Here is an 18,490-nt window from a genome sequence, read left to right as displayed (position 1 = left end):
AGCCGCCACCAGGGAGATCTCGATGACGAAAGACAAACATGATCCGATGAGCCGCCGTGCGTTTTTCGGCGTCGCGGCGACGGGTGCTTCGGCCGCAGCACTGACAATGGGCGGCGCGCGCCCTGTCATGGCACAGCAAACTGGGGATGAACGGACAAAGGCGCGGTACCGCGAAACAGAGCATGTCGCAGCCTTTTACCGTACCAATCGCTATTATGATCAGGGAGAAAACTGATGCTGGTCAAACGCAGATCACGTGAGGCCACAGCGACAGGCCGTTTGTCGCAATTGGCCGCAGGCGTCGCCGCCAAACCAATCGACCGCCGCAGTTTCTTGCGCGCCTCAGGGCTCAGCATTGGCGGCCTTGCTGTTATCGCGACTGTTGGGTCCGGGTTGACGCGGCGGGTCGAAGCCGCCGGTTTTACCGATCCGGCGCAGCCGATCGAAATCAAAAAGAACATGTGTACCCATTGTTCGGTCGGGTGTTCAGTCGTCGCCGAAGTGCAGAACGGTGTCTGGGTCGGGCAAGAGCCTGCCTATAACAGCCCGATCAACCGCGGCACCCATTGCGCCAAGGGTGCATCGGTCCGCGAAGTCGTGCATGGTGATCGCCGCCTGAAATATCCGATGAAAAAAGTCGGTGGCGAATGGCAGCGGATCAGCTGGGATCAGGCGCTGGATGAAATCGCCGCCAAGATGGGCGAAATCCGCGAAAATTCCGGTGCCGATTCCGTGTATCTGCTGGGCTCGGCCAAGTTCAGCAATGAAGGGTCTTACCTGTTCCGCAAATTTGCGGCTTTCTGGGGGACCAACAACGTCGACCACCAGGCGCGGATTTGCCATTCGACCACAGTGGCGGGTGTTGCGAACACCTGGGGCTATGGTGCGATGACCAATAGCTATAACGACATCCGCAATTCGAAAACCGTGATCTTCATGGGGTCGAACGCGGCAGAGGCGCATCCAGTGTCGATGCAGCACATCCTCACCGGCAAGGAAACCCAGCGCGCCAACGTGATCGTGCTTGACCCGCGCTTTACCCGCACGGCCGCCCATGCCACCGAATACATCCGTTTCCGCCCCGGCACCGATATCGCCGTGATCAACGGGATGCTTTACCACATCTTCGAAAACGGCTGGGAAGATACCGAATATCTGGCACAGCGCGTTTACGGCATGGACCAGGTGCGCGAAGTGGTGAAAGCCTACACGCCCGAGGTCGTCGAGAAGATCGCTGGCGTCGATGGTGACACGCTGAAACGTGCCGCCGAGAAATTCGCCAAGGAACGCCCATCGACCTTTATTTGGTGCATGGGTGGCACGCAGCATACTGTCGGCACGGCCAATGTGCGCGCCTACAACATTCTGCTGCTGGCGACGGGCAACGTCGGCGGCCAGGGCAATGGCGCCAATATTTTCCGCGGTCACTGCAACGTGCAGGGTGCGACGGACTTTGGTCTCGATGTGGGCAACCTGCCTTGCTACTACGGTCTGGGCGCAGGCGCATGGCAGCATTGGTCGCGTGTTTGGGAAGTGCCTTACAATTATTTTGTCAGCCGTTTTGACGAAGTGCCTTCCAAAGGTGGACGCGACGCGCGGACATCCGAGGAAAACATGGCCATTCCGGGCATCACCTCGACCCGCTGGTTCGATGCGGTCACGATGGACAGCGAAGAAGTTGACCAGAAAGACAACATCAAGGCGATGCTGGTCTTCGGCCACGGCGGCAACACAGTTCCTCGGATGCAGGATGCCCGTCGCGGCATGGATGCGCTGGATCTGCTGGTCGTTGCCGACCCGCACCCAACGACTTTTGCCGCATTGCATTCGCGCACTGATAACACCTATCTGCTGCCAGTCTGCACGCAGTTTGAATGTTCCGGTTCGCGCACCGCGTCCAACCGGTCCGTGCAATGGGGCGAAAAAGTTGTCGATCCGATTTTCGAATCCGACAATGATTATGCAGTCATGTATGGCCTGTCGCAGCGGCTTGGCTTTGCCGATGAGATGTTCAAGAACTTTGAGCTGGTCCAGGGCAAGTTCCGCATGGAGCCAACACCAGAATCCATCCTGCGCGAAATCAACCGTGGTGGCTGGTCTGTTGGTTACACAGGCCAAAGCCCAGAGCGGCTGAAGGCCCATATGGCCAACCAGCAGCATTTCGATCTGGTTACGCTGAAGGCACTGCCCGATGCACCCGCCGAGATCGCAGGCGACTTTTACGGTCTGCCTTGGCCTTGCTGGGGCACGCCTGAATTCCGGCATCCCGGCAGCCACATCCTTTATAACACCAATATTCCGGTGAAAGAGGGTGGTGGCGCGTTCCGCCCACGTTTCGGGCTTGAGCGTGACGGCGAGACGCTTCTTGCCGAAGGCAGCTGGAACCCCGGTTCCGAGATTCAGGACGGCTATCCCCAATTCACCATGGGCGTGCTGAAAGAACTGGGCTGGGATACCGATTTGACGGCGCGCGAACGGGCTGTGATCGAAGGTATCGGCGGCGGCGACGAAGAAAAGATCAATGGCGTCAGCTGGTCTCTCGACTTGTCGGGCGGCATCCAGCGGGTGGCGATCGAACATGGTTGCGTCCCCTACGGCAACGGCAAGGCCCGCGCCGTCGCGTGGAACCTGCCAGACCCGATTCCTGTTCACCGCGAGCCGATCTATTCGGCACGCCCTGAGCTGGTGGCGGAATATCCGACCAATGACGACCGTCGTCAGCAGCGGATGCCAAACATCGGTAAAGTGGTGCAGCAAAGCGCCGTGGACCGTAATATTGCCGCGGACTTCCCGATCATCCTGACCTCTGGTCGTTTGGTTGAATACGAAGGCGGCGGCGAGGAAACCCGGTCGAACCCATGGCTTGCCGAACTTCAGCAGGACATGTTCGTCGAGATCAACCCCGCAGACGCCACCGCCCGCGGTATCGTCGATGGCGATTGGGTCTGGGTTTACGGCCCCGAGAACGAGTCCAAGGCACGGGTAAAGGCGCTGGTCACCGAGCGGGTGAATTCCGGTCTGGCCTTTATGCCGTTCCACTTCGCAGGCTGGTTCCAGGGTGAAGATCAGCGCGGCAATTACCCTGCCGGCACTGACCCGATCGTTCTGGGCGAATCCGTCAACGTTATCACCAGCTACGGCTATGACCCGGTGACCGGTATGCATGAAGGCAAAGTCACACTTTGCCAAATCGCAGCGGCATAAGGGAGGATCAAAAAAATGGCACGCATGAAATTCCTTTGTGACGCGGACCGCTGCATCGAATGCAACGCCTGCGTTACCGCCTGCAAAAACGAACACGAGGTGCCGTGGGGCATCAACCGCCGCCGGGTCGTCACTCTGAATGATGGTCTGCCCGGTGAACGGTCGGTGTCGATGGCTTGTATGCATTGTACCGACGCACCTTGCGCGTCGGTCTGTCCGGTGGATTGTTTTTACACCACCGACGATGCTGTCGTGTTGCACAACAAGGACACCTGCATCGGCTGCGGTTATTGCAGCTACGCTTGTCCGTTTGGCGCACCCCAATATCCACAAACTGCCAATTTCGGTACGCGTGGAAAGATGGACAAATGCACGTATTGTTCGGGCGGTCCAGAGCCGGACATGTCACAGGCAGAATACGTGAAATATGGTTCGAACCGTCTTGCCGAAGGCAAGCTGCCTCTTTGCGCTGAAATGTGTTCAACAAAGGCGCTGCTGGCGGGGGATGGCGACATCATCGCCGACATCTATCGTGAGCGGGTTGTCACACGCGGTTATGGGTCAGGCGCCTGGGGTTGGCGCACGGCTTATGGCGAAACGGTAGCGGTTTAAGGAGGATATCAGGATGCGATACTTATCTCAGTTTATGATCGCTCTCGCGGTTCTTGTCTTTGTCGGACAGGCCAATGCGCAGGTGAATCCAACAGAACGCGCCGTGACCGAGGAATCGATGTTCGAGGCATTGGGCACCGATACCAACGCGGTGGCCGGGCGCGTCTCCATTCCGGACAGCAATGCTGCAAACCTGATCAAGCCGGACAACAAGTCCTGGGCTGCGTTTCAGGTTGGCACAGTACAGACGCTGTCTGTGATTGCTGTTGTGGGCATGGTCGGTCTGCTCGCGCTGTTCTATATGTTCCGTGGACGGATCAAGGTGGATTCAGGCATGTCTGGCCTGAAGATACTGCGCTTCGGTGCGATCGACCGTTTCGCGCATTGGACACTGGCCTCGACCTTTATCATTCTGGCGCTGACCGGGCTGAACCTGATCATTGGTACGTCCGTGATCCTGCCGCTTTTGGGGGAAAATGCGTTTGGTGCGCTGACATCCCTTGGCAAGATTGCGCATAACTATCTGGCGTGGCCGTTCATGGTGGCTTTGGCGCTGATCTTTGTTTTGTGGGTGATCGACAATATCCCTGACAAGGTTGATGTTGAATGGCTCAAGCAGGGTGGTGGCATCTTCAAAAAAGGCGTGCATCCACCTGCGAAAAAGTTCAACGCCGGTCAGAAAGTCATCTTTTGGGCGGTGATCATTGGCGGCGCTGGCTTGTCCTTCACAGGTGTCATGTTGCTGTTCCCCGGTGTTGCGGGTGCTGCGGCTGATTGGCAATTGTACCAGACCATCCATGCTTTGATCGCAGCGGGCCTTTCGGCCATCATCATCGCTCATATCTACATCGGCTCGGTCGGTATGGAAGGTGCGTTTGACGCGATGGGATCTGGCGAAGTTGACGTCAATTGGGCGAAAGAGCATCACGGTCTTTGGGTCGAGCAAGAGAAAGCAAAATCCTCCAAGGATAGCGCGTTGTCGACACCTGCCGAGTAATCGGACGTTTGATACAAACAGATGCGACCCAGCCTCGGACAAGAGGCTGGGTCGTTTGCCCTGAAATACGTTGTGAGAAATATGTCCCAAGGCAACCGCGATCTCGATGATGATATATCCGGGGTTCTGGGGGCGATGCTTTTGCCTGACGGCCAACCCTTGGGTACATCGGGGCGCATTGCAGGTTTGAACCAGTCCGGTGGACGGGTTAGCCTGTCGATCCAGATCACGCCGGAAGAAGCGGGCGCCTTTGCCCCGCTGCGCGACACCCTCGAGGCGCGTCTGCGGACATTGGCAGGGGTGACTTCAGCATTTGTTGTGCTAACCGCTGAACGTGCCGCGCCGCCAAAACTCGTGGCGCAGACGCCTGCAAAGATCGACCCGCTGGACAGCGTCCGCCATGTGATTGCCGTGGCCTCTGGCAAGGGCGGGGTTGGTAAATCGACCACAACGGTCAATCTGGGGCTAGCGCTGGTTGCGATGGGGTTGCGCGTTGGCATTCTGGATGCCGATATCTATGGCCCTTCCTTGCCGACCCTGCTGGGCTTGCATGGCAAACCGGGTATGGGCGAGGGGCGCAAATTGCGGCCAATGCGGGCTTATGGGCTGCAGGCAATGTCGATGGGCCTGCTGGTTGAACCCGAAACCGCGATGGTCTGGCGTGGGCCGATGGTGATGTCGGCGATCACACAGATGATGGCCGATGTGGAATGGGGCGCGCTGGATGTGCTGCTGGTGGATATGCCGCCCGGAACAGGCGATGCGCAATTGGCGCTGGCCCAAGGTACGCGGCTGGCAGGGGCGGTGATCGTGTCCACCCCGCAGGACCTGTCGCTGATTGACGTGCGGCGCGGGATCGCCATGTTCCGCAAGGTCGATGTCCCGATCCTTGGCGTCATCGAGAACATGTCGCAATTCATCTGCCCTGATTGCGGCAGTAGTCATGCGATCTTTGGCGATGGCGGTGCCAGAACCGAAGCTACGCGTCTGGCTGTGCCATTTCTGGGGGCGGTGCCGCTGACGATGGCGCTGCGGGCGGCATCGGATGCGGGGCAACCGATTGTTGCGCGCGATCCAGATGGCCCGTTGGGGCGCATCTACAAGGATATTGCCCAGACCATGCTTGATGGCCTGGGCGACGAAAAGGCGGGGCTTGCCCCGCGTAAGATTTGATAGACTGAAACACACAGGAGAACTGATATGAAAGCCTTTATCTTTGCCGTGATCTTTGCCGGTGTCGTCGCCGTTGGTGCGGCGTCTGTTTTGCAAGACTCGTTCCAGCAGCCCAGCTATTCGGCCTACGCGACCGAAGGTGCGCGGGTCGGTGAACCGGGAGCCAATCTGTACGCCTATTGATCCTTCGCGGATCATGCGCTCGGGTCTGATACCGCTGATCGTGGCTGCGGGCCTGATCGGGCCTGCGGCTGCGCAGGATCTGGTCGGGCATGGCGGGCCGGTGGGGGCGTTGGATGCAGGGCAAGGGCTGTTGGTGTCCGGCGGCTTTGATACGCGCGCGATCCTGTGGGATCTCGATGCGGCAACCGCGCGCAATGTGACGCGGTTTCACAGCGGCAATGTGACGGCCGTCCGGCTTTTGCCGATGGGCGGCTTTATGACGGCGGGACAGGATGGGCGTCTGGCCGTCTGGCAAGCCGATGGACGGATACCGGAGTTTGTCACGCCACCGGGCCAATCTGCCATAGCGTCGCTGGATGTCAGCGATGACGGGGCGCAGGTTGCTGCGGGTTACTGGGATGGGCGTGTTGTGCGCCTTGATCTTGCCACCCGCGAAACGCAGACTTTTGTCGCCCACAGTGACCGCGTCACCGGCCTTGGCTTTCTGCCGGGTGGTGATCTGGTCACCGTCGGTGGAGACCTGCTGCTGGCCCGCTGGACCCCGCTATCAGATATGACATTCAGGATCGGACTTCCCGCGCTTCCCAATGGTCTAGTGCGCGCGGACGACGGTATTGCGGTCATATTCGCCGACGGGGCGTTGCGGCTATATGATGACGCTGGCGTGTTGCGATCTGACCGGTTTTTGACCGACCGTCCTTTGGTGTCTGTTGCATCGGGGTCGGGTCATATCGCGGCAGGCACTCTCGACGGGACGGTCTGGCTGATACAAAGCAATGACCTTGTGCCGCGCCAATCGTTCATGGCGGCCAACGGTCCTGTCTGGGGTTTGGCGATCGCGCAGGGGCAGCTGTTCACCTCTGGTACCGATGGAACGATCCGTCGCTGGTCGCTTGACGGTGCTGCCTTGGGTGGCGGTGTGACTGAGGCCGTGCCTGCTGCGCATGACAGCAGCCGTGGTGCCGAGATTTGGAAAAATTGCGCCGTCTGCCATTCACTGGCGCCGGATGATCATAGCAGGGCAGGCCCGAGCCTGTTCGGCATTTTTGGCCGCAAGATCGGCTCGCAACCGGGGTATGCGTATTCCGATGCTTTGCAGCAGCTTGCCATCATCTGGACACCGCAAACCCTGTCCGACTTGTTCACCTATGGCCCAGAGGCCTATACACCCGGTTCGCGCATGCCCGAACAAAGGATCGCCGCGCCCGAGGACCGTGATGCTTTGGCCGTTTATCTTGAGCGCATCGTCGCGGTTGCGCAATAGCGGGCAAGCCCCGCGCGCGGCTGCACCCATGGCCATCTGGTAAGATGATGCGCATCCACAAACAGCATTGATTTTGTGCCTTTGGTCGATGAATGCGCCACTGGGTTGCACCCCATGCTGCGCGATGTCCGGTTCACCGATCCAAGCGTCATCTTTGACACAGATCGCGACAGGCGAAGCCTGACTGCATAACTATTTTAGAGAATGAGTAAGGCTGGCTGGGATGGTAGGATTCGAACCTACGATACACGGTATCAAAAACCGATGCCTTACCACTTGGCTACATCCCAACAGCGTGACGCTGGATACTGCGAAGCGCGGAGCGGTTCAAGCCCCGTTTTGCCAAAAAGCCGACTATTCCGTTTGGTGGTCCGGGTGCAAAACCAGTTCGGTCAAATTGCGGGTGTATACAGCGTCAGTCATGCGCGCGCGCACGGCGGTTTTTGACGCCAAACTGCGTGGTATTCGCGTTCTTTTGCTGTTTTGCCGGACGCAGCTTGCAAGGCCCGCCGCTGAGTGCCGTGGTTCTTCACAGCGCAGCGGTCTGGGTGACCCGCACTAAACGCGGATCGGGTCTGCCTTTGCCAGCGCGTCAAAACCCATCAAGCTTTTGACCAGCGCGTCCATCTGCGACAGTGGGATCATGTTCGGCCCGTCGGATGGTGCCGTGTCGGGGTCTTCGTGAGTTTCGATAAACACCGCCGCAATCCCCAAAGATACGGCCGCCCGCGCCATGACGGGGGCGAATTCGCGTTGCCCGCCGGATGATCCGCCTTGCCCGCCTGGTTGCTGGACCGAATGGGTCGCATCCATCACGACGGGATAGCCCATGCGCGCCATCGTCGGCAGCGACCGCATATCAGCCACCAGCGTGTTATAGCCAAACGACGTGCCACGATCCGTGACCAGAATCCGCCGGTTGCCGGTGCTTTCGATCTTGGCCACGACATTTGGCATGTCCCAAGGCGCAAGGAACTGCCCTTTCTTGACGTTGATGACAGCGCCGGTTTCACCCGCTGCGATCAACAGGTCGGTTTGCCGGCACAGGAATGCGGGGATTTGCAGAACATCGCAGACATCGGCGACCGGCGCGCATTGGTCGGCGGTGTGGATATCGGTCAGCACCGGACAGCCGATGCTGTCCTTGACCGATTGCATCACCTTCAGCCCGCCGTCGATGCCAAGCCCGCGCTTGCCGCCCAGCGACGTGCGGTTGGCCTTGTCGAAACTGCCTTTGAAGATGAATTGCGCGCCATGTGCCGTACAGATTTCGGCCATCCGCCCCGCGATCATCTGGGCGTGATCGATGCTTTCCAACTGGCAGGGGCCAGCGATTAGCAGCAAGGGCAGGTCGTTGCCGACCTTCAGTTGTCCGATTTCAACGATATGCATCAAGAGCTGACCTGTTCGCGAAGGATAGAGGCTGTCAGCGAAATCATCAGATAAATCCCCGAGAATATCAAAAAAGCCAATATCGTGTTTTCAAATGCGCGCGGATATGTTGCCTGATCGGGCAAGACAGGCCGCACGCTTTCTGACAGGTAGCGTACCTGACGGTTCGCTTCAATCCGGGCCGTTTCCATCTGGGTCAATGCCTGTTGCACCATGACCGTCTGGAAAGTGTAGTTTTCTTCGGCGGTCAGCAATTCGGTGTTGCGTGCGGCCAATGACCCCTGATCGTTGGTTTTGCCGATCAGCTCGGTGCGCAATTCTACAATCAGTGCGTTGATATTGGCAATCTGATCGCGCAGCGCCTGGACTTGCACTTGGCTGGGCCGGTCCACGTTCAGCCGCGATTGCAGCACCAGCTCCAGCCGCTGGCGTTCACCTTCCAGCGTCGAAATCTGGCCAAGTCGGCTGGCGGCTTCGCTGACGGGGTCGATCTGTTGGACCTCTTGCTGGATTGCAAGCCATGCCGCAAGCGCCTCTGCGCGGCGTCGCTCGGCTGCTTCATAGCTTTCGCGCGCGCCCTGCATCTGGTCGCCACGCAAGCGACGGGTCAGCTGGTCAACCTGTTCTTCGGCATAGCCGATCAGCGCCTGCGAGAATTCATAGGCCTTTTCCGGCGTGGCGGCGATCACTTCCATCCGGATCAGGCCTTCGGTCGGGTCATAGCTGATGATGACATGGCGCTTGTACAGCTTGAACGCTTCTTCATTGCTGGCGTCCGGGCTAAGGCGCTGGATCAGGTCAATGGCGGGATCGCTGAAATGGGCCTTGAAGCCATGGTCAATATCCAGCCGTAGCATCGCCTCGCGCGATGCAAGGTAGGATTGCACCGCGATACTGTCCTGTTGGGTCGCTATCGACGTGCCTTGGAACAGGTTGGATAATCCGCTTGCGCTGGCTTGGGCGGGCTGCGCCTGCTGGATCACGATTTCGGAATTCGTCGCGTACATCGGTGTTGCGATATTGTAATAGTACCAGCCCAACAGAATGGTCGGCAAACAGATGAAGACGGCCAGACGCACCGTCAGCATCGCCAGCTTGAGCCGCCGGCGGCGGGCGATGTCGCGCTGGATCTTGATGATCTCGGACGCGTTCTTGTTGGCGCGCTGGATTGCCTTGGATTCGGGCAGGGTGCTGCCCTTGGCGATTGTGTCGGGCAGTTGGACCCGCCCTGCACCATCGGGTTTGGGATGGACCAGTTCCAAAACAGATTGGCGCTGGAACGGATCGATCCCGGCCAGCCGCAACTGCCGCACAGCGTCATAGTCCGAGCCTACGATCAATCCGCGTTTTTGCGCGACGCGGCGGGCCATACGCAATTGGCGGGCTGTCAGCCCTTCTTGCGCGATCGCATCAAGCTGGTCCTGCATGGTCGGGGTTGGGGTTGGGGCCGGTTCGTCCGCGGCGGCGGGTTGCACGGCCTCTGCCTGCGGAGCTGCCGGCGCGTCGCGCCGGATGCGGAACTTTTGGACCCTAGGTTTGATAGTCATAAAGCGCCCTTGCCTCTTCGAGGGTGTCGAACATGTAAAGCTGCCCGTTGCGCAGCACGGCGGCAGACCGCGCGAACCGTTCGAGTGTCGCAGCCTGATGCGATACGATGATGATCGTCGTGCTTTCGAGCCGTTCGCGCAGGACATCGCCTGCCTTGCGATTGAATTCCACGTCAGTTGCGCTCGGCATGCCTTCGTCGATCAGGTAGATGTCGAATTCCAGCGCCAGCATCAGCGCGAATGTGAATCGTTGTTTCATCCCGCTGGAATAGGTCCCTACAGGCATGTCAAAATATTCCTCGATGCCGCAAAGCCACCGACAGAAAGCCTCGACATAATCTGGGTCAAGCCCGTAAATCCGCGCGATGTAGCGGCTGTTTTCCATCGCGCTGAGCTTGCCGATCACCCCGCCCATGAAACCCAGCGGAAAGGAAATCCGGCAGGTGCGGGTGATCGTGCCTTCATCGGGTTTTTCCAGCCCTGCCATCATGTTGATCAGCGTTGTTTTGCCGGTCCCGTTGGGCGCAAGAATGCCCAGCGAATTGCCTAGCTCCACGCGAAACGACACGCGGTCAAGGATCACCTTGCGCTGCGTGCCGGTCCAGAATGATTTGCTGAAATTCGCAAATTCCAGCATATGGGTCCTATAAGTACCTGTCAGAATGGTCTGCGACAGGTTTCCCGCTAAGAGGTTAACAGGCCCTGATGATGCGCGTGCTGGACGCATATATTATTGAAATGCGGCCTGATTACGACGCTAAGGCCGTGATCGGACCAAAACATGCGCCCTTTGGCGGGCTTGCCCTTCCCGCATGGTCTGACATGATGCATAGGCTGCTTTGATAGGCGACGGGCTTGACGCTGTGCGCCATGCTCTATTCTTGCGATAAATGAACAGGATTTCGGATTATGACAAAACTCGCTTTTCTTGGACTTGGGGTGATGGGTTTCCCGATGGCAGGCCATCTTGCCGCCGCAGGGCATGAGGTGACGGTCTACAACCGGACCCGCGCCAAGGCCGATGCCTGGGTCGCCAAACACGGTGGCCGTGCCGCTGACACGCCCGCTGCCGCCGCCCAAGGGGCCGATATCGTGCTGGCCTGTGTGGGCAATGACGATGATCTGCGCGCAGTATGCACCGGGCCTGATGGCGCATTTACGACGATGGCCAAGGGCGCGATCTTTGTCGATCACACCACCGTATCGGCCAAGGTCACGCGCGAGCTTTACGCCGCCGCCAAGGACAAGGGTCTGAGCTTTGTCGATGCGCCGATTTCGGGCGGACAGGCCGGTGCCGAAAACGCGCAACTCTCGATCATGTGTGGCGGCGATCAGGCCGATTACGACACGATCAGTGCTGTGATCGCGGTCTATGCCAAACTCGCGCGCCGGATCGGCGACAGCGGCGCGGGCCAGATGACCAAGATGTGCAACCAGATCGCCATCGCGGGGCTGGTGCAGGGCCTGTCCGAGGCGATGCATTTCGCCGACAAGGCCGGCCTTGACGGGCATGCCGTGATCGAGGTGATCAGCCAGGGGGCCGCGGGTAGCTGGCAGATGAACAACCGCTACAAGACCATGCTGGATGATCATTTTACGCATGGCTTTGCCGTGGACTGGATGCGCAAGGATCTGGGCATCTGCCTTGATACCGCCGATGAAAACGGTGCCAGCCTGCCGGTGACCGCCCTTGTGGATCAATTCTACAAGGATGTGCAGAAAATGGGTGGCGGGCGCTGGGATACGTCTGCCTTGTTCAAACGGTTGCAGGCACTCTGACGCAATGACCGATCTCGACACCGCCCATGCGGCCATGGAGGCCGCGCCAGAAGACGATGGCGCACGTCTGCGGTTCTACGAACGGCTGGCTGACAGCGAGATCTATCTGCTTCTGGGTGCCGAGGCCGAAGGCGACCAGATCACGCCTGCGCTGTTCGATGTTGAGGACGGGCAATATGCGCTGATTTTTGATCGCGAAGAACGGCTGTCGGATTTCGTGGGTCGGACTGCCCCCTATGCCGCCCTGCCGGGGCGGGCGCTGGTGCAGATGCTTGCAGGGCAGGGGGTCGGGCTGGGCCTGAACCTCGAAGTGGCGCCATCGGCCATGCTGATCCCCACGGATGCGGTGGATTGGCTGGCACAGACCCTGTTGCATGCCCCCGCCGAGACAGAGGCGCGGCTGACCGCTATCGCCGCCCCCCGCCACCTGCCGCAAAGCGTGGTGACGGGGCTTGACCGCAAACTGGCCATCGCCGCAGGTCTGGCACGCTTGGCCTATCTGGCCGAGGTGACCTATGACACCGGCGCGAAAGGCCATGTGCTGGCATTCGTCGATGCGGTGGAAGGTGCCGAAAAGGCACTGGCCTCTGCCGCAGGCGAGGCGCTGACGTTTTCGGGCATCGAGGCGGGGATGATGGATGTGTTGTTCCTGCGCGCCGCTGATCCGATGGCCGCGCGTCTGGCCACAGTCGGCCTGCGCTTCGACCTGCCGCAACCCGCCGTTACTGCCGCCGGTCCCGCAGCCCCCGGCATGGACCCGACAAGGCCGCCCAAACTGCGCTGATCCTTGCCCATCTTCCGAGCTCGTCAATTTACGCAGAGCGCGATTTGACGTGATCCCCGCCGGAGGCATCGTATTCCGCAGGAATGCGAGATTAGTACCCCAATTGCCGGTCGACGACGTTCAGAAACGGCAGACCTGCCTCGCCTCGCCTGACGTTTTCGGCGATGATCTTTGCGGCGGTGTCGGGGCGCGTGGTGGCGGCGATATGGGGGGTGACGGTGACACGCGGATGCGCCCAGAACGGGTGATCTGCGGGCAGCGGTTCGCGGCGGAACACGTCCAGCGTGGCATGGGCGATCTGCCCGCTGTCCAGCGCCGCCAACAGGGCTTCGTCATCGATCAGCGGGCCGCGACCGGGGTTGATCACGCAGGCGCCTTTTGCCATCAGCGCCAGACTGTGCCCGCTCAGGATGTTCTGCGTCTGCGCTGTCTGCGGCAACAGCAGCACGACGATCTGTGCCCCCGCCAGCGCCTCTTGCAGCCCGTCTTCGCCATGCAGGCACTGCAGATGTGGCACGTCCTTGGGCGACCTGCTCCAGCCTGTCACCGGAAATCCCAGATACGCTAGCGCCTGCCCGCAGGCAGCCCCAAGCGCGCCGATGCCAAGGATCGTCACGGGGCGTTCTGCGGCCAGTGGTGGGCTGACCCCATCACGCCAGATGCCGTCCTGCCCCCGAATATGCGCATCCATCCCCAGATGATGGCGCAGCACATGGCCGGTGACCCATTCCACCATGCCGCGCGTCAGGCCGGGATCGACCAGACGGCACAATGGCTGGGTCAGGGTGGGGTTGTCCACGACCGTCTCGACCCCGGCCCATAGGCTCAGCACGGCCTTGGTGTTGACATAGGGGGCAAAGTCGCGGACCGGACCATTGGGTGCAAAAACGATGTAATCGGTTTGTGCCGGGGTGTGATTGCGCGACAGCTCGACAGTCAGCCCAGCCTTGGCAAAAGCATCCGACAGGGGCGCTTCGTACTCGTCCCATGCCTGAGGCTTGGCGGAAAACAGAACCCTCAGCATCAGCGCGGCCTGTGGACATGGGCGCTTTGCACCAGTCCGAAGGCGCCCATGAGCACCAGCATCGCCGACCCGCCATAGCTGACCAGCGGCAATGGCACTCCGACCACGGGGGTTAATCCTGTGACCATCGCCATGTTCACCGCGAAGAACAAAAAGAATGTCAGTGCAATCCCCAGTGTCAGCAAAGCCCCGAAACGATCCTTGTTCGACAGCGCAGACGCGATGCAGAACACGACGATCAACATATAGAGCACCAAAAGAGTAATTGCACCGACAAAGCCGAATTCCTCGGCCAGCGTGGTAAAGATGAAATCAGTATGCTTTTCAGGCAGAAAGTTCAGCTGTGACTGGGTGCCTTGCATGAACCCGCGCCCGGTCCAGCCGCCAGAGCCAAGCGCGATCTTGGCCTGCGTGATATTGTAGCCTGCCCCCAGAGGATCATTGGCCGGGTCGAGGAATGTGTCGATGCGGCTGTACTGATACTCTTGCAGGATCTGCCAGCCTGTACCGCGGCTTTGGAAGACGGCGATGATCATGCTTATCCCGGCGGCAACGACGGTGGCGAAATAGGCCCAATGTACGCCCGCAAAGAACATGATCGCCCCGCCGCCCATCAAAAGCAGCAAGGCCGTGCCAAGGTCTGGCTGTTGCAGCACCAGCGCCACTGGCACCAGAATCACGACCACTGGCACCATCACCCAAACCGGATGTGATTTGCGCTCAAACGGCAGCCAATCGTAATAAGCCGCCAGAAACATGACCAGCGTGATCTTGGTCAATTCAGAGGGTTGCAGCCGCATGAACCCCAAGTCGATCCAGCGTTGGGCACCCATCCGCACGTCTCCGAAGAATTCAACCCCGACCAACAACAGCACAGACCCGCCGAAGGCCACGAATGACATGTTTCGCCAAAACCAAATCGGGACCATCGCAACTGCGATCATGACCGCCAGCCCAAGGGCGAACCGTTTCATCTGCGGTTCGACCCAAGGGGTGAACGACCCACCGCCGACAGAATACAGCATCAAGAAACCGGCACAGGCGACCGCGATCAAAAGCAGGATCAGCGGCCAGTTAAGATACAGCAACTTGCGCAGCCCGACAGGTACCGACTTGGTGTTATACTCCAGATAGCTCATGCGCGGCCCTGACTGCGGGTGCCTGCCGGGATTCGGTCTGCGATGCGGCGTTGTTGTGCGGCGATCTGGTCGCGCAGGTTGGCAGGATAGGCGTCCAATGGTGGCGGGCCGCCATATTGGGCCTGCAACAAGATATCGCGCGCCACAGGGGCCGCCGCCGCGGATCCGCCGCCACCATGTTCGACCACGACCGATACCGCATAGCGCGGATTTTCCAGCGGAGCATAGCCCACGAACAAGGCGTGGTCGCGGCGTTCCCAGGGCAAGTCCTCGTTGCGGATCACGCCTGCTGCGCGTTCTTCGGGGGTGATGCGGCGGACTTGACTGGTGCCGGTTTTGCCCGCCATCTTGCGCCCCTCGGTCAGGATGCGTGACCCATAAGCGGTGCCGCGGTTGTGATTGCAAACCGCGTCCAGCGATGCGCGCACGCGGCGCAGGGTGTTTTCGTTCAACCCAAGGCTTGGCCCGATCCCGCTGGGCTGTTCCACCCCGTCAATCAGCCGGAGCAGGCGCGGCGTGATCTCATTGCCGGTGGCAAGCCGAGCGGTCATCACGGCCAGTTGTATGGGCGATGTCAGCACATAGCCCTGCCCGATGGACGCGTTGACCGTATCCCCGATCCGCCATGTTTCGCCGCGCACCGAGGATTTCCAGTCGCGGTCGGGCGCAATGCCCGTCGCCACCGCCGACAAGGGCAGGTCGTGGCGCAGGCCAAGTCCCAGCTTGCGCGCCATTTCGGCCATCTTTTCAATGCCCACGCGCTGGGCGATGTCGTAGTAATAGACGTCACAGCTTTGTTTCACGGATTCATGCAGGTTCATGTTGCCATGACCACCACGTTTCCAGCAGTGGAACCGGGTGCCGCCCACATCGGCGTAGCCGGGACAATAGACGGTATCCTCTGCGGTGATGACGCCCGCCTCCATTGCGGCCAGCAGCGTGACCATCTTGAAGGTTGAGCCTGGTGGATAGGTGCCTTGGACCGCCTTGGCTGCCAGCGGGCGATATTTGTTTTCCATCAGCGCCTGCCAGTCCGCCACCGAAATGCCACGCACGAACATGTTGGGGTCGAACGAAGGCGACGACACCACCGCGCGCAGATCGCCGTTTTCAAGGTCGATCACCACGGCGCTGGCAGATTCGCCGTCCAGCCGCGCCTGCACATAAGATTGCAGCCGCGCGTCGATGGTCAGCTGCAGATCCTTGCCCGCGATGCCGTCTTGCCGGTCGAGTTCGCGGATGATCCGGCCTGCGGCGCTGATTTCGATGCGGCGGGTGCCGGCCTTGCCGCGCAGGTCTGCTTCTAGCCTGTTTTCAGCACCCGTCTTGCCGTATTCGAAACGCGGGATCTGCAACAGCGGATCAGGGTTTTCAATCTGGTCAAGGTCGTAATCGCTGACTGGACCGACATAGCCTACGACATGGGCCATATCCTCGCCCATCGGGTAATAGCGGCTGAGGCCAACCTCGGCCTGCACACCGGGCAGGACAGGCGTGTTCAGATTGATCTGCGCCACGTCGTCCCAAGACACACGTTCAAGGATCGTCACTGGCACAAAAGGCGCGCGGCGGCGCATTTCCTCGATCGCGCGGGTCAGGGTGTCGGGGGGGATGTCGATGATCTCGGTCAGCCGCGCCAGCACCTGTTCGATATCGCCTGCATCCTCGCGGACCATGACGACGCGGTAATTTTGTTCATTGGCGGCGATGGCGATGCCGTTGCGATCAAAGATCATGCCGCGCGCGGGTGGCAGCAGGCGCATGCTGATGCGGTTTTCCTCGGCCAGCATCCGGTATTGATCGGCCTGTTTGACCTGCATGTCGCGCAGCCGGAAGCCGATCGCGCTCAACACGCCCAGTTGCAGCCCGCCCACGACCAGCGCGCGACGCCCGATGCTGCGCGTACTTTGGATCACGTCCTTTGGCGGGCGTCTCATGTCCGTTGTCCAATCTTTCGCATGTCGCCGGGGGCGGCATAGGCCACAGCAAACAGGTAGCGGGCAACAAAGACCACCAGCGGATAGATCAGCACAGTGCCAACCAGTTGCATCATCGTCAGCCCCAAGGGTGCCAAAGGTATTATCACAATAGCAAGCACGATCCTGTTCGCCAATGTGATCGTGACCAGCCCAAGCGTCACAAAGGCCCATTCCGCCGCGAATGACATACTGCGCAATTCGCGGTGTCGGGTGCGGATTGCCTCGGTCAGCAGCACAACCAGCGCTGCCCACAGCCCAGGTGGGCGCTGGAACAGCAGATCAGTGGCGAAAAACACTGCCGCCACGATATAGACAGGGACATAGCCCGGCTTGCGCGCGACCCAGACGCAGGTCATCGCCAGCAGCAGGTCAGGCGCCGCCCATACCACCGGTTCAAGGTTCAGTGGCACGAGCTGTGTGATTATGATGATGCAGGCCAGCAGCACGAACACCGCCCGGCGCGCCCAGATTGTCGGCTCTGCGATGTCAGCCATCTGCGGCCTCGGCTGTTGCCGGTGCCGCGGGGCTGAGCGCGGAGGGGCCATAAATCTCTGGCAGCGGCGTCAAAAGCCGGCCCGGATCGTTGATCACCTCATGCGGATGCGCGCGCAGGACACGCAGAAATTCCAGCCGCTGGTAATCGACCGCCAACCGGACCCGTAGCCGGTTGTCGGTGCCCAGCGCCACTTGCCCGACCAAAAGATCGGCTGGAAAGACACCGCCATCGCCTGATGACACAACACTGTCGCCCGGACGCACGACAGCGCGGTCCTCCAGAAACTCGATGATCGGGTTGGAAGTACTGTCGCCGGCAAGGATCGCACGCTGCCCTGACGGCAGGATCGTGATTGGTATCCGGCTGGATGTATCGGTCAACAACAGCACGCGGCTTGTCTGGCGGCCCACACCCGCGATCCGGCCCGCCAGCCCGATCCCGTCCATGGTGGGCCAGCCATCAATGATCCCGTCGCGCGCGCCGACATTCAGCAGGACAGATTGCCGGAACGGCGACCCGCTGTCGGTCATCACCACCCCTGTGACAAAGGTCAGCTTTGGGTCGATCCGCACGTTGTTCAGGTCAAGAAGTTTCGCGTTCTCTTGTTCCAGTTGGAGCGCGGCCTCGCGCCAGGCTTTCATCTGTTGCAATTCACGGCGCAGATCCTGGTTCTGGGCCGCCAGCCGCTGATAGCTTTGGAAATCGGCCAGCAGATTAGCGGTGCCGTTAATCGGAGCCATCACCCAGTCGAACGATGGCACCACGCGGTCGATCACGGCCATCCGCAACCGTTCAACGCGCGGGCTATCTATCCGCCAGACCGCAAAGATAACCAGTAGCGCCAAGACCAACACCCCCACCAGCAGGTTGCGGATGGGGGTGATATAGGTCTCACTGGAATTGTCGCGTGCCAAGGG

The 18,490-nt window shown here is 60.1% G+C and carries 17 protein-coding genes and 1 tRNA gene; 9 read left to right on the top strand and 9 right to left on the bottom strand.

The features are described from left to right. Nucleotides 1-22: 22 nt before the first annotated feature. The 7 genes from SKA53_RS08775 (at nucleotide 23) to SKA53_RS08750 (ending at nucleotide 7,433) form a co-directional block, all read left to right on the top strand. On the top strand, nucleotides 23-235 hold the full coding sequence (locus SKA53_RS08775) for a hypothetical protein (RefSeq protein ID WP_007205773.1): 213 nt from the start codon (nucleotides 23-25) through the stop codon (nucleotides 233-235). Continuing rightward, nucleotides 235-3,204 (top strand): formate dehydrogenase subunit alpha, encoded by a 2,970-nt coding sequence (locus tag SKA53_RS08770; protein ID WP_007205772.1) that lies wholly within the window; start codon nucleotides 235-237, stop codon nucleotides 3,202-3,204. Before SKA53_RS08775 ends, SKA53_RS08770 begins: the two co-directional genes overlap by 1 nt. Nucleotides 3,205-3,219: 15 nt before the next feature. Further along, nucleotides 3,220-3,816: a formate dehydrogenase FDH3 subunit beta gene (fdh3B, locus tag SKA53_RS08765; RefSeq protein WP_007205771.1), complete on the top strand. Its 597-nt coding sequence runs from the start codon at nucleotides 3,220-3,222 to the stop codon at nucleotides 3,814-3,816. A 13-nt stretch (nucleotides 3,817-3,829) separates the two neighbouring features. After that, nucleotides 3,830-4,813 carry a formate dehydrogenase subunit gamma gene (locus SKA53_RS08760; protein WP_040482881.1) on the top strand — a complete coding sequence of 328 codons (984 nt, stop codon included), beginning with the start codon at nucleotides 3,830-3,832 and terminating at the stop codon, nucleotides 4,811-4,813. An 81-nt stretch (nucleotides 4,814-4,894) separates the two neighbouring features. Further along, nucleotides 4,895-5,986: an Mrp/NBP35 family ATP-binding protein gene (locus tag SKA53_RS08755; protein ID WP_007205769.1), complete on the top strand. Its 1,092-nt coding sequence runs from the start codon at nucleotides 4,895-4,897 to the stop codon at nucleotides 5,984-5,986. A gap of 27 nt (nucleotides 5,987-6,013) precedes the next feature. Next, complete coding sequence (locus SKA53_RS15580; protein WP_007205768.1) at nucleotides 6,014-6,169, top strand: hypothetical protein; 156 nt, start codon at nucleotides 6,014-6,016, stop codon at nucleotides 6,167-6,169. 13 nt (nucleotides 6,170-6,182) lie between these two features. Beyond that, nucleotides 6,183-7,433, top strand: a complete 1,251-nt coding sequence (locus SKA53_RS08750) for a c-type cytochrome (protein ID WP_007205767.1) — start codon at nucleotides 6,183-6,185, stop codon at nucleotides 7,431-7,433. 215 nt (nucleotides 7,434-7,648) lie between these two features. Here the strand turns inward: SKA53_RS08750 and SKA53_RS08745 are convergent. From SKA53_RS08745 to SKA53_RS08730, 4 genes are all read right to left on the bottom strand, one after another. Next, nucleotides 7,649-7,723 (bottom strand) — tRNA-Gln (locus tag SKA53_RS08745). 268 nt (nucleotides 7,724-7,991) lie between these two features. Beyond that, the gene (gene kdsA / locus SKA53_RS08740) at nucleotides 7,992-8,825 is read right to left on the bottom strand and encodes a 3-deoxy-8-phosphooctulonate synthase (RefSeq protein WP_007205765.1); all 834 of its coding nucleotides are present in this window, start codon (nucleotides 8,823-8,825) and stop codon (nucleotides 7,992-7,994) included. Then, nucleotides 8,825-10,372 (bottom strand): hypothetical protein, encoded by a 1,548-nt coding sequence (locus tag SKA53_RS08735; protein ID WP_007205764.1) that lies wholly within the window; start codon nucleotides 10,370-10,372, stop codon nucleotides 8,825-8,827. Before SKA53_RS08735 ends, kdsA begins: the two co-directional genes overlap by 1 nt. Next, a complete protein-coding gene (locus tag SKA53_RS08730) occupies nucleotides 10,356-11,009 on the bottom strand; it encodes an ABC transporter ATP-binding protein (RefSeq protein ID WP_007205763.1) in 654 nt (217 codons plus the stop codon). The genes SKA53_RS08735 and SKA53_RS08730 overlap by 17 nt, the downstream gene beginning before the upstream one ends. Nucleotides 11,010-11,281: 272 nt before the next feature. Here SKA53_RS08730 and SKA53_RS08725 point away from each other — a divergent pair, with 272 nt between their 5' ends. Then, on the top strand, nucleotides 11,282-12,151 hold the full coding sequence (locus SKA53_RS08725) for an NAD(P)-dependent oxidoreductase (RefSeq protein ID WP_040482880.1): 870 nt from the start codon (nucleotides 11,282-11,284) through the stop codon (nucleotides 12,149-12,151). Between the two features lie 4 nt (nucleotides 12,152-12,155). Beyond that, on the top strand, nucleotides 12,156-12,935 hold the full coding sequence (locus SKA53_RS08720; protein ID WP_007205760.1) for an SseB family protein: 780 nt from the start codon (nucleotides 12,156-12,158) through the stop codon (nucleotides 12,933-12,935). A 91-nt stretch (nucleotides 12,936-13,026) separates the two neighbouring features. Here SKA53_RS08720 and SKA53_RS08715 read toward each other — a convergent pair whose 3' ends face one another. The 5 genes from SKA53_RS08715 to mreC are packed head-to-tail and all read right to left on the bottom strand — an operon-like array spanning nucleotide 13,027 to nucleotide 18,487. Next, the gene (locus SKA53_RS08715) at nucleotides 13,027-13,959 is read right to left on the bottom strand and encodes a 2-hydroxyacid dehydrogenase (RefSeq protein ID WP_007205759.1); all 933 of its coding nucleotides are present in this window, start codon (nucleotides 13,957-13,959) and stop codon (nucleotides 13,027-13,029) included. Further along, a complete protein-coding gene (gene rodA, locus SKA53_RS08710) occupies nucleotides 13,959-15,098 on the bottom strand; it encodes a rod shape-determining protein RodA (RefSeq protein WP_007205758.1) in 1,140 nt (379 codons plus the stop codon). The genes SKA53_RS08715 and rodA overlap by 1 nt, the downstream gene beginning before the upstream one ends. Beyond that, nucleotides 15,095-17,035, bottom strand: coding sequence for a penicillin-binding protein 2 (gene mrdA, locus SKA53_RS08705; protein WP_007205757.1), 1,941 nt, complete (start codon nucleotides 17,033-17,035; stop codon nucleotides 15,095-15,097). The genes rodA and mrdA overlap by 4 nt, the downstream gene beginning before the upstream one ends. Further along, the gene (locus SKA53_RS08700) at nucleotides 17,032-17,571 is read right to left on the bottom strand and encodes a hypothetical protein (RefSeq protein WP_007205756.1); all 540 of its coding nucleotides are present in this window, start codon (nucleotides 17,569-17,571) and stop codon (nucleotides 17,032-17,034) included. Before SKA53_RS08700 ends, mrdA begins: the two co-directional genes overlap by 4 nt. Beyond that, a complete protein-coding gene (gene mreC / locus SKA53_RS08695; protein ID WP_007205755.1) occupies nucleotides 17,564-18,487 on the bottom strand; it encodes a rod shape-determining protein MreC in 924 nt (307 codons plus the stop codon). The genes SKA53_RS08700 and mreC overlap by 8 nt, the downstream gene beginning before the upstream one ends. Nucleotides 18,488-18,490 lie beyond the last annotated feature (3 nt).

It is taken from the genome of Yoonia vestfoldensis SKA53 (assembly GCF_000152785.1).
Lineage (GTDB): Bacteria > Pseudomonadota > Alphaproteobacteria > Rhodobacterales > Rhodobacteraceae > Yoonia > Yoonia vestfoldensis_A.
The sequence above is the reverse complement of the archived record's forward strand: the minus strand, read 5'-3'. Positions and strand labels throughout refer to the sequence as shown.

Bases quoted from the DNA above. Each gene is read 5' to 3' on its own strand.
- SKA53_RS08775 (WP_007205773.1), top strand. From the start codon at position 23: ATGACGAAAGACAAACATGATCCGATGAGCCGCCGTGCGTTTTTCGGC.
- SKA53_RS08770 (WP_007205772.1), top strand. From the start codon at position 235: ATGCTGGTCAAACGCAGATCACGTGAGGCCACAGCGACAGGCCGTTTG.
- fdh3B (WP_007205771.1), top strand. From the start codon at position 3,220: ATGGCACGCATGAAATTCCTTTGTGACGCGGACCGCTGCATCGAATGC.
- SKA53_RS08760 (WP_040482881.1), top strand. From the start codon at position 3,830: ATGCGATACTTATCTCAGTTTATGATCGCTCTCGCGGTTCTTGTCTTT.
- SKA53_RS08755 (WP_007205769.1), top strand. From the start codon at position 4,895: ATGTCCCAAGGCAACCGCGATCTCGATGATGATATATCCGGGGTTCTG.
- SKA53_RS15580 (WP_007205768.1), top strand. From the start codon at position 6,014: ATGAAAGCCTTTATCTTTGCCGTGATCTTTGCCGGTGTCGTCGCCGTT.
- SKA53_RS08750 (WP_007205767.1), top strand. From the start codon at position 6,183: ATGCGCTCGGGTCTGATACCGCTGATCGTGGCTGCGGGCCTGATCGGG.
- kdsA (WP_007205765.1), bottom strand. From the start codon at position 8,825: ATGCATATCGTTGAAATCGGACAACTGAAGGTCGGCAACGACCTGCCC.
- SKA53_RS08735 (WP_007205764.1), bottom strand. From the start codon at position 10,372: ATGACTATCAAACCTAGGGTCCAAAAGTTCCGCATCCGGCGCGACGCG.
- SKA53_RS08730 (WP_007205763.1), bottom strand. From the start codon at position 11,009: ATGCTGGAATTTGCGAATTTCAGCAAATCATTCTGGACCGGCACGCAG.
- SKA53_RS08725 (WP_040482880.1), top strand. From the start codon at position 11,282: ATGACAAAACTCGCTTTTCTTGGACTTGGGGTGATGGGTTTCCCGATG.
- SKA53_RS08720 (WP_007205760.1), top strand. From the start codon at position 12,156: ATGACCGATCTCGACACCGCCCATGCGGCCATGGAGGCCGCGCCAGAA.
- SKA53_RS08715 (WP_007205759.1), bottom strand. From the start codon at position 13,959: ATGCTGAGGGTTCTGTTTTCCGCCAAGCCTCAGGCATGGGACGAGTAC.
- rodA (WP_007205758.1), bottom strand. From the start codon at position 15,098: ATGAGCTATCTGGAGTATAACACCAAGTCGGTACCTGTCGGGCTGCGC.
- mrdA (WP_007205757.1), bottom strand. From the start codon at position 17,035: ATGAGACGCCCGCCAAAGGACGTGATCCAAAGTACGCGCAGCATCGGG.
- SKA53_RS08700 (WP_007205756.1), bottom strand. From the start codon at position 17,571: ATGGCTGACATCGCAGAGCCGACAATCTGGGCGCGCCGGGCGGTGTTC.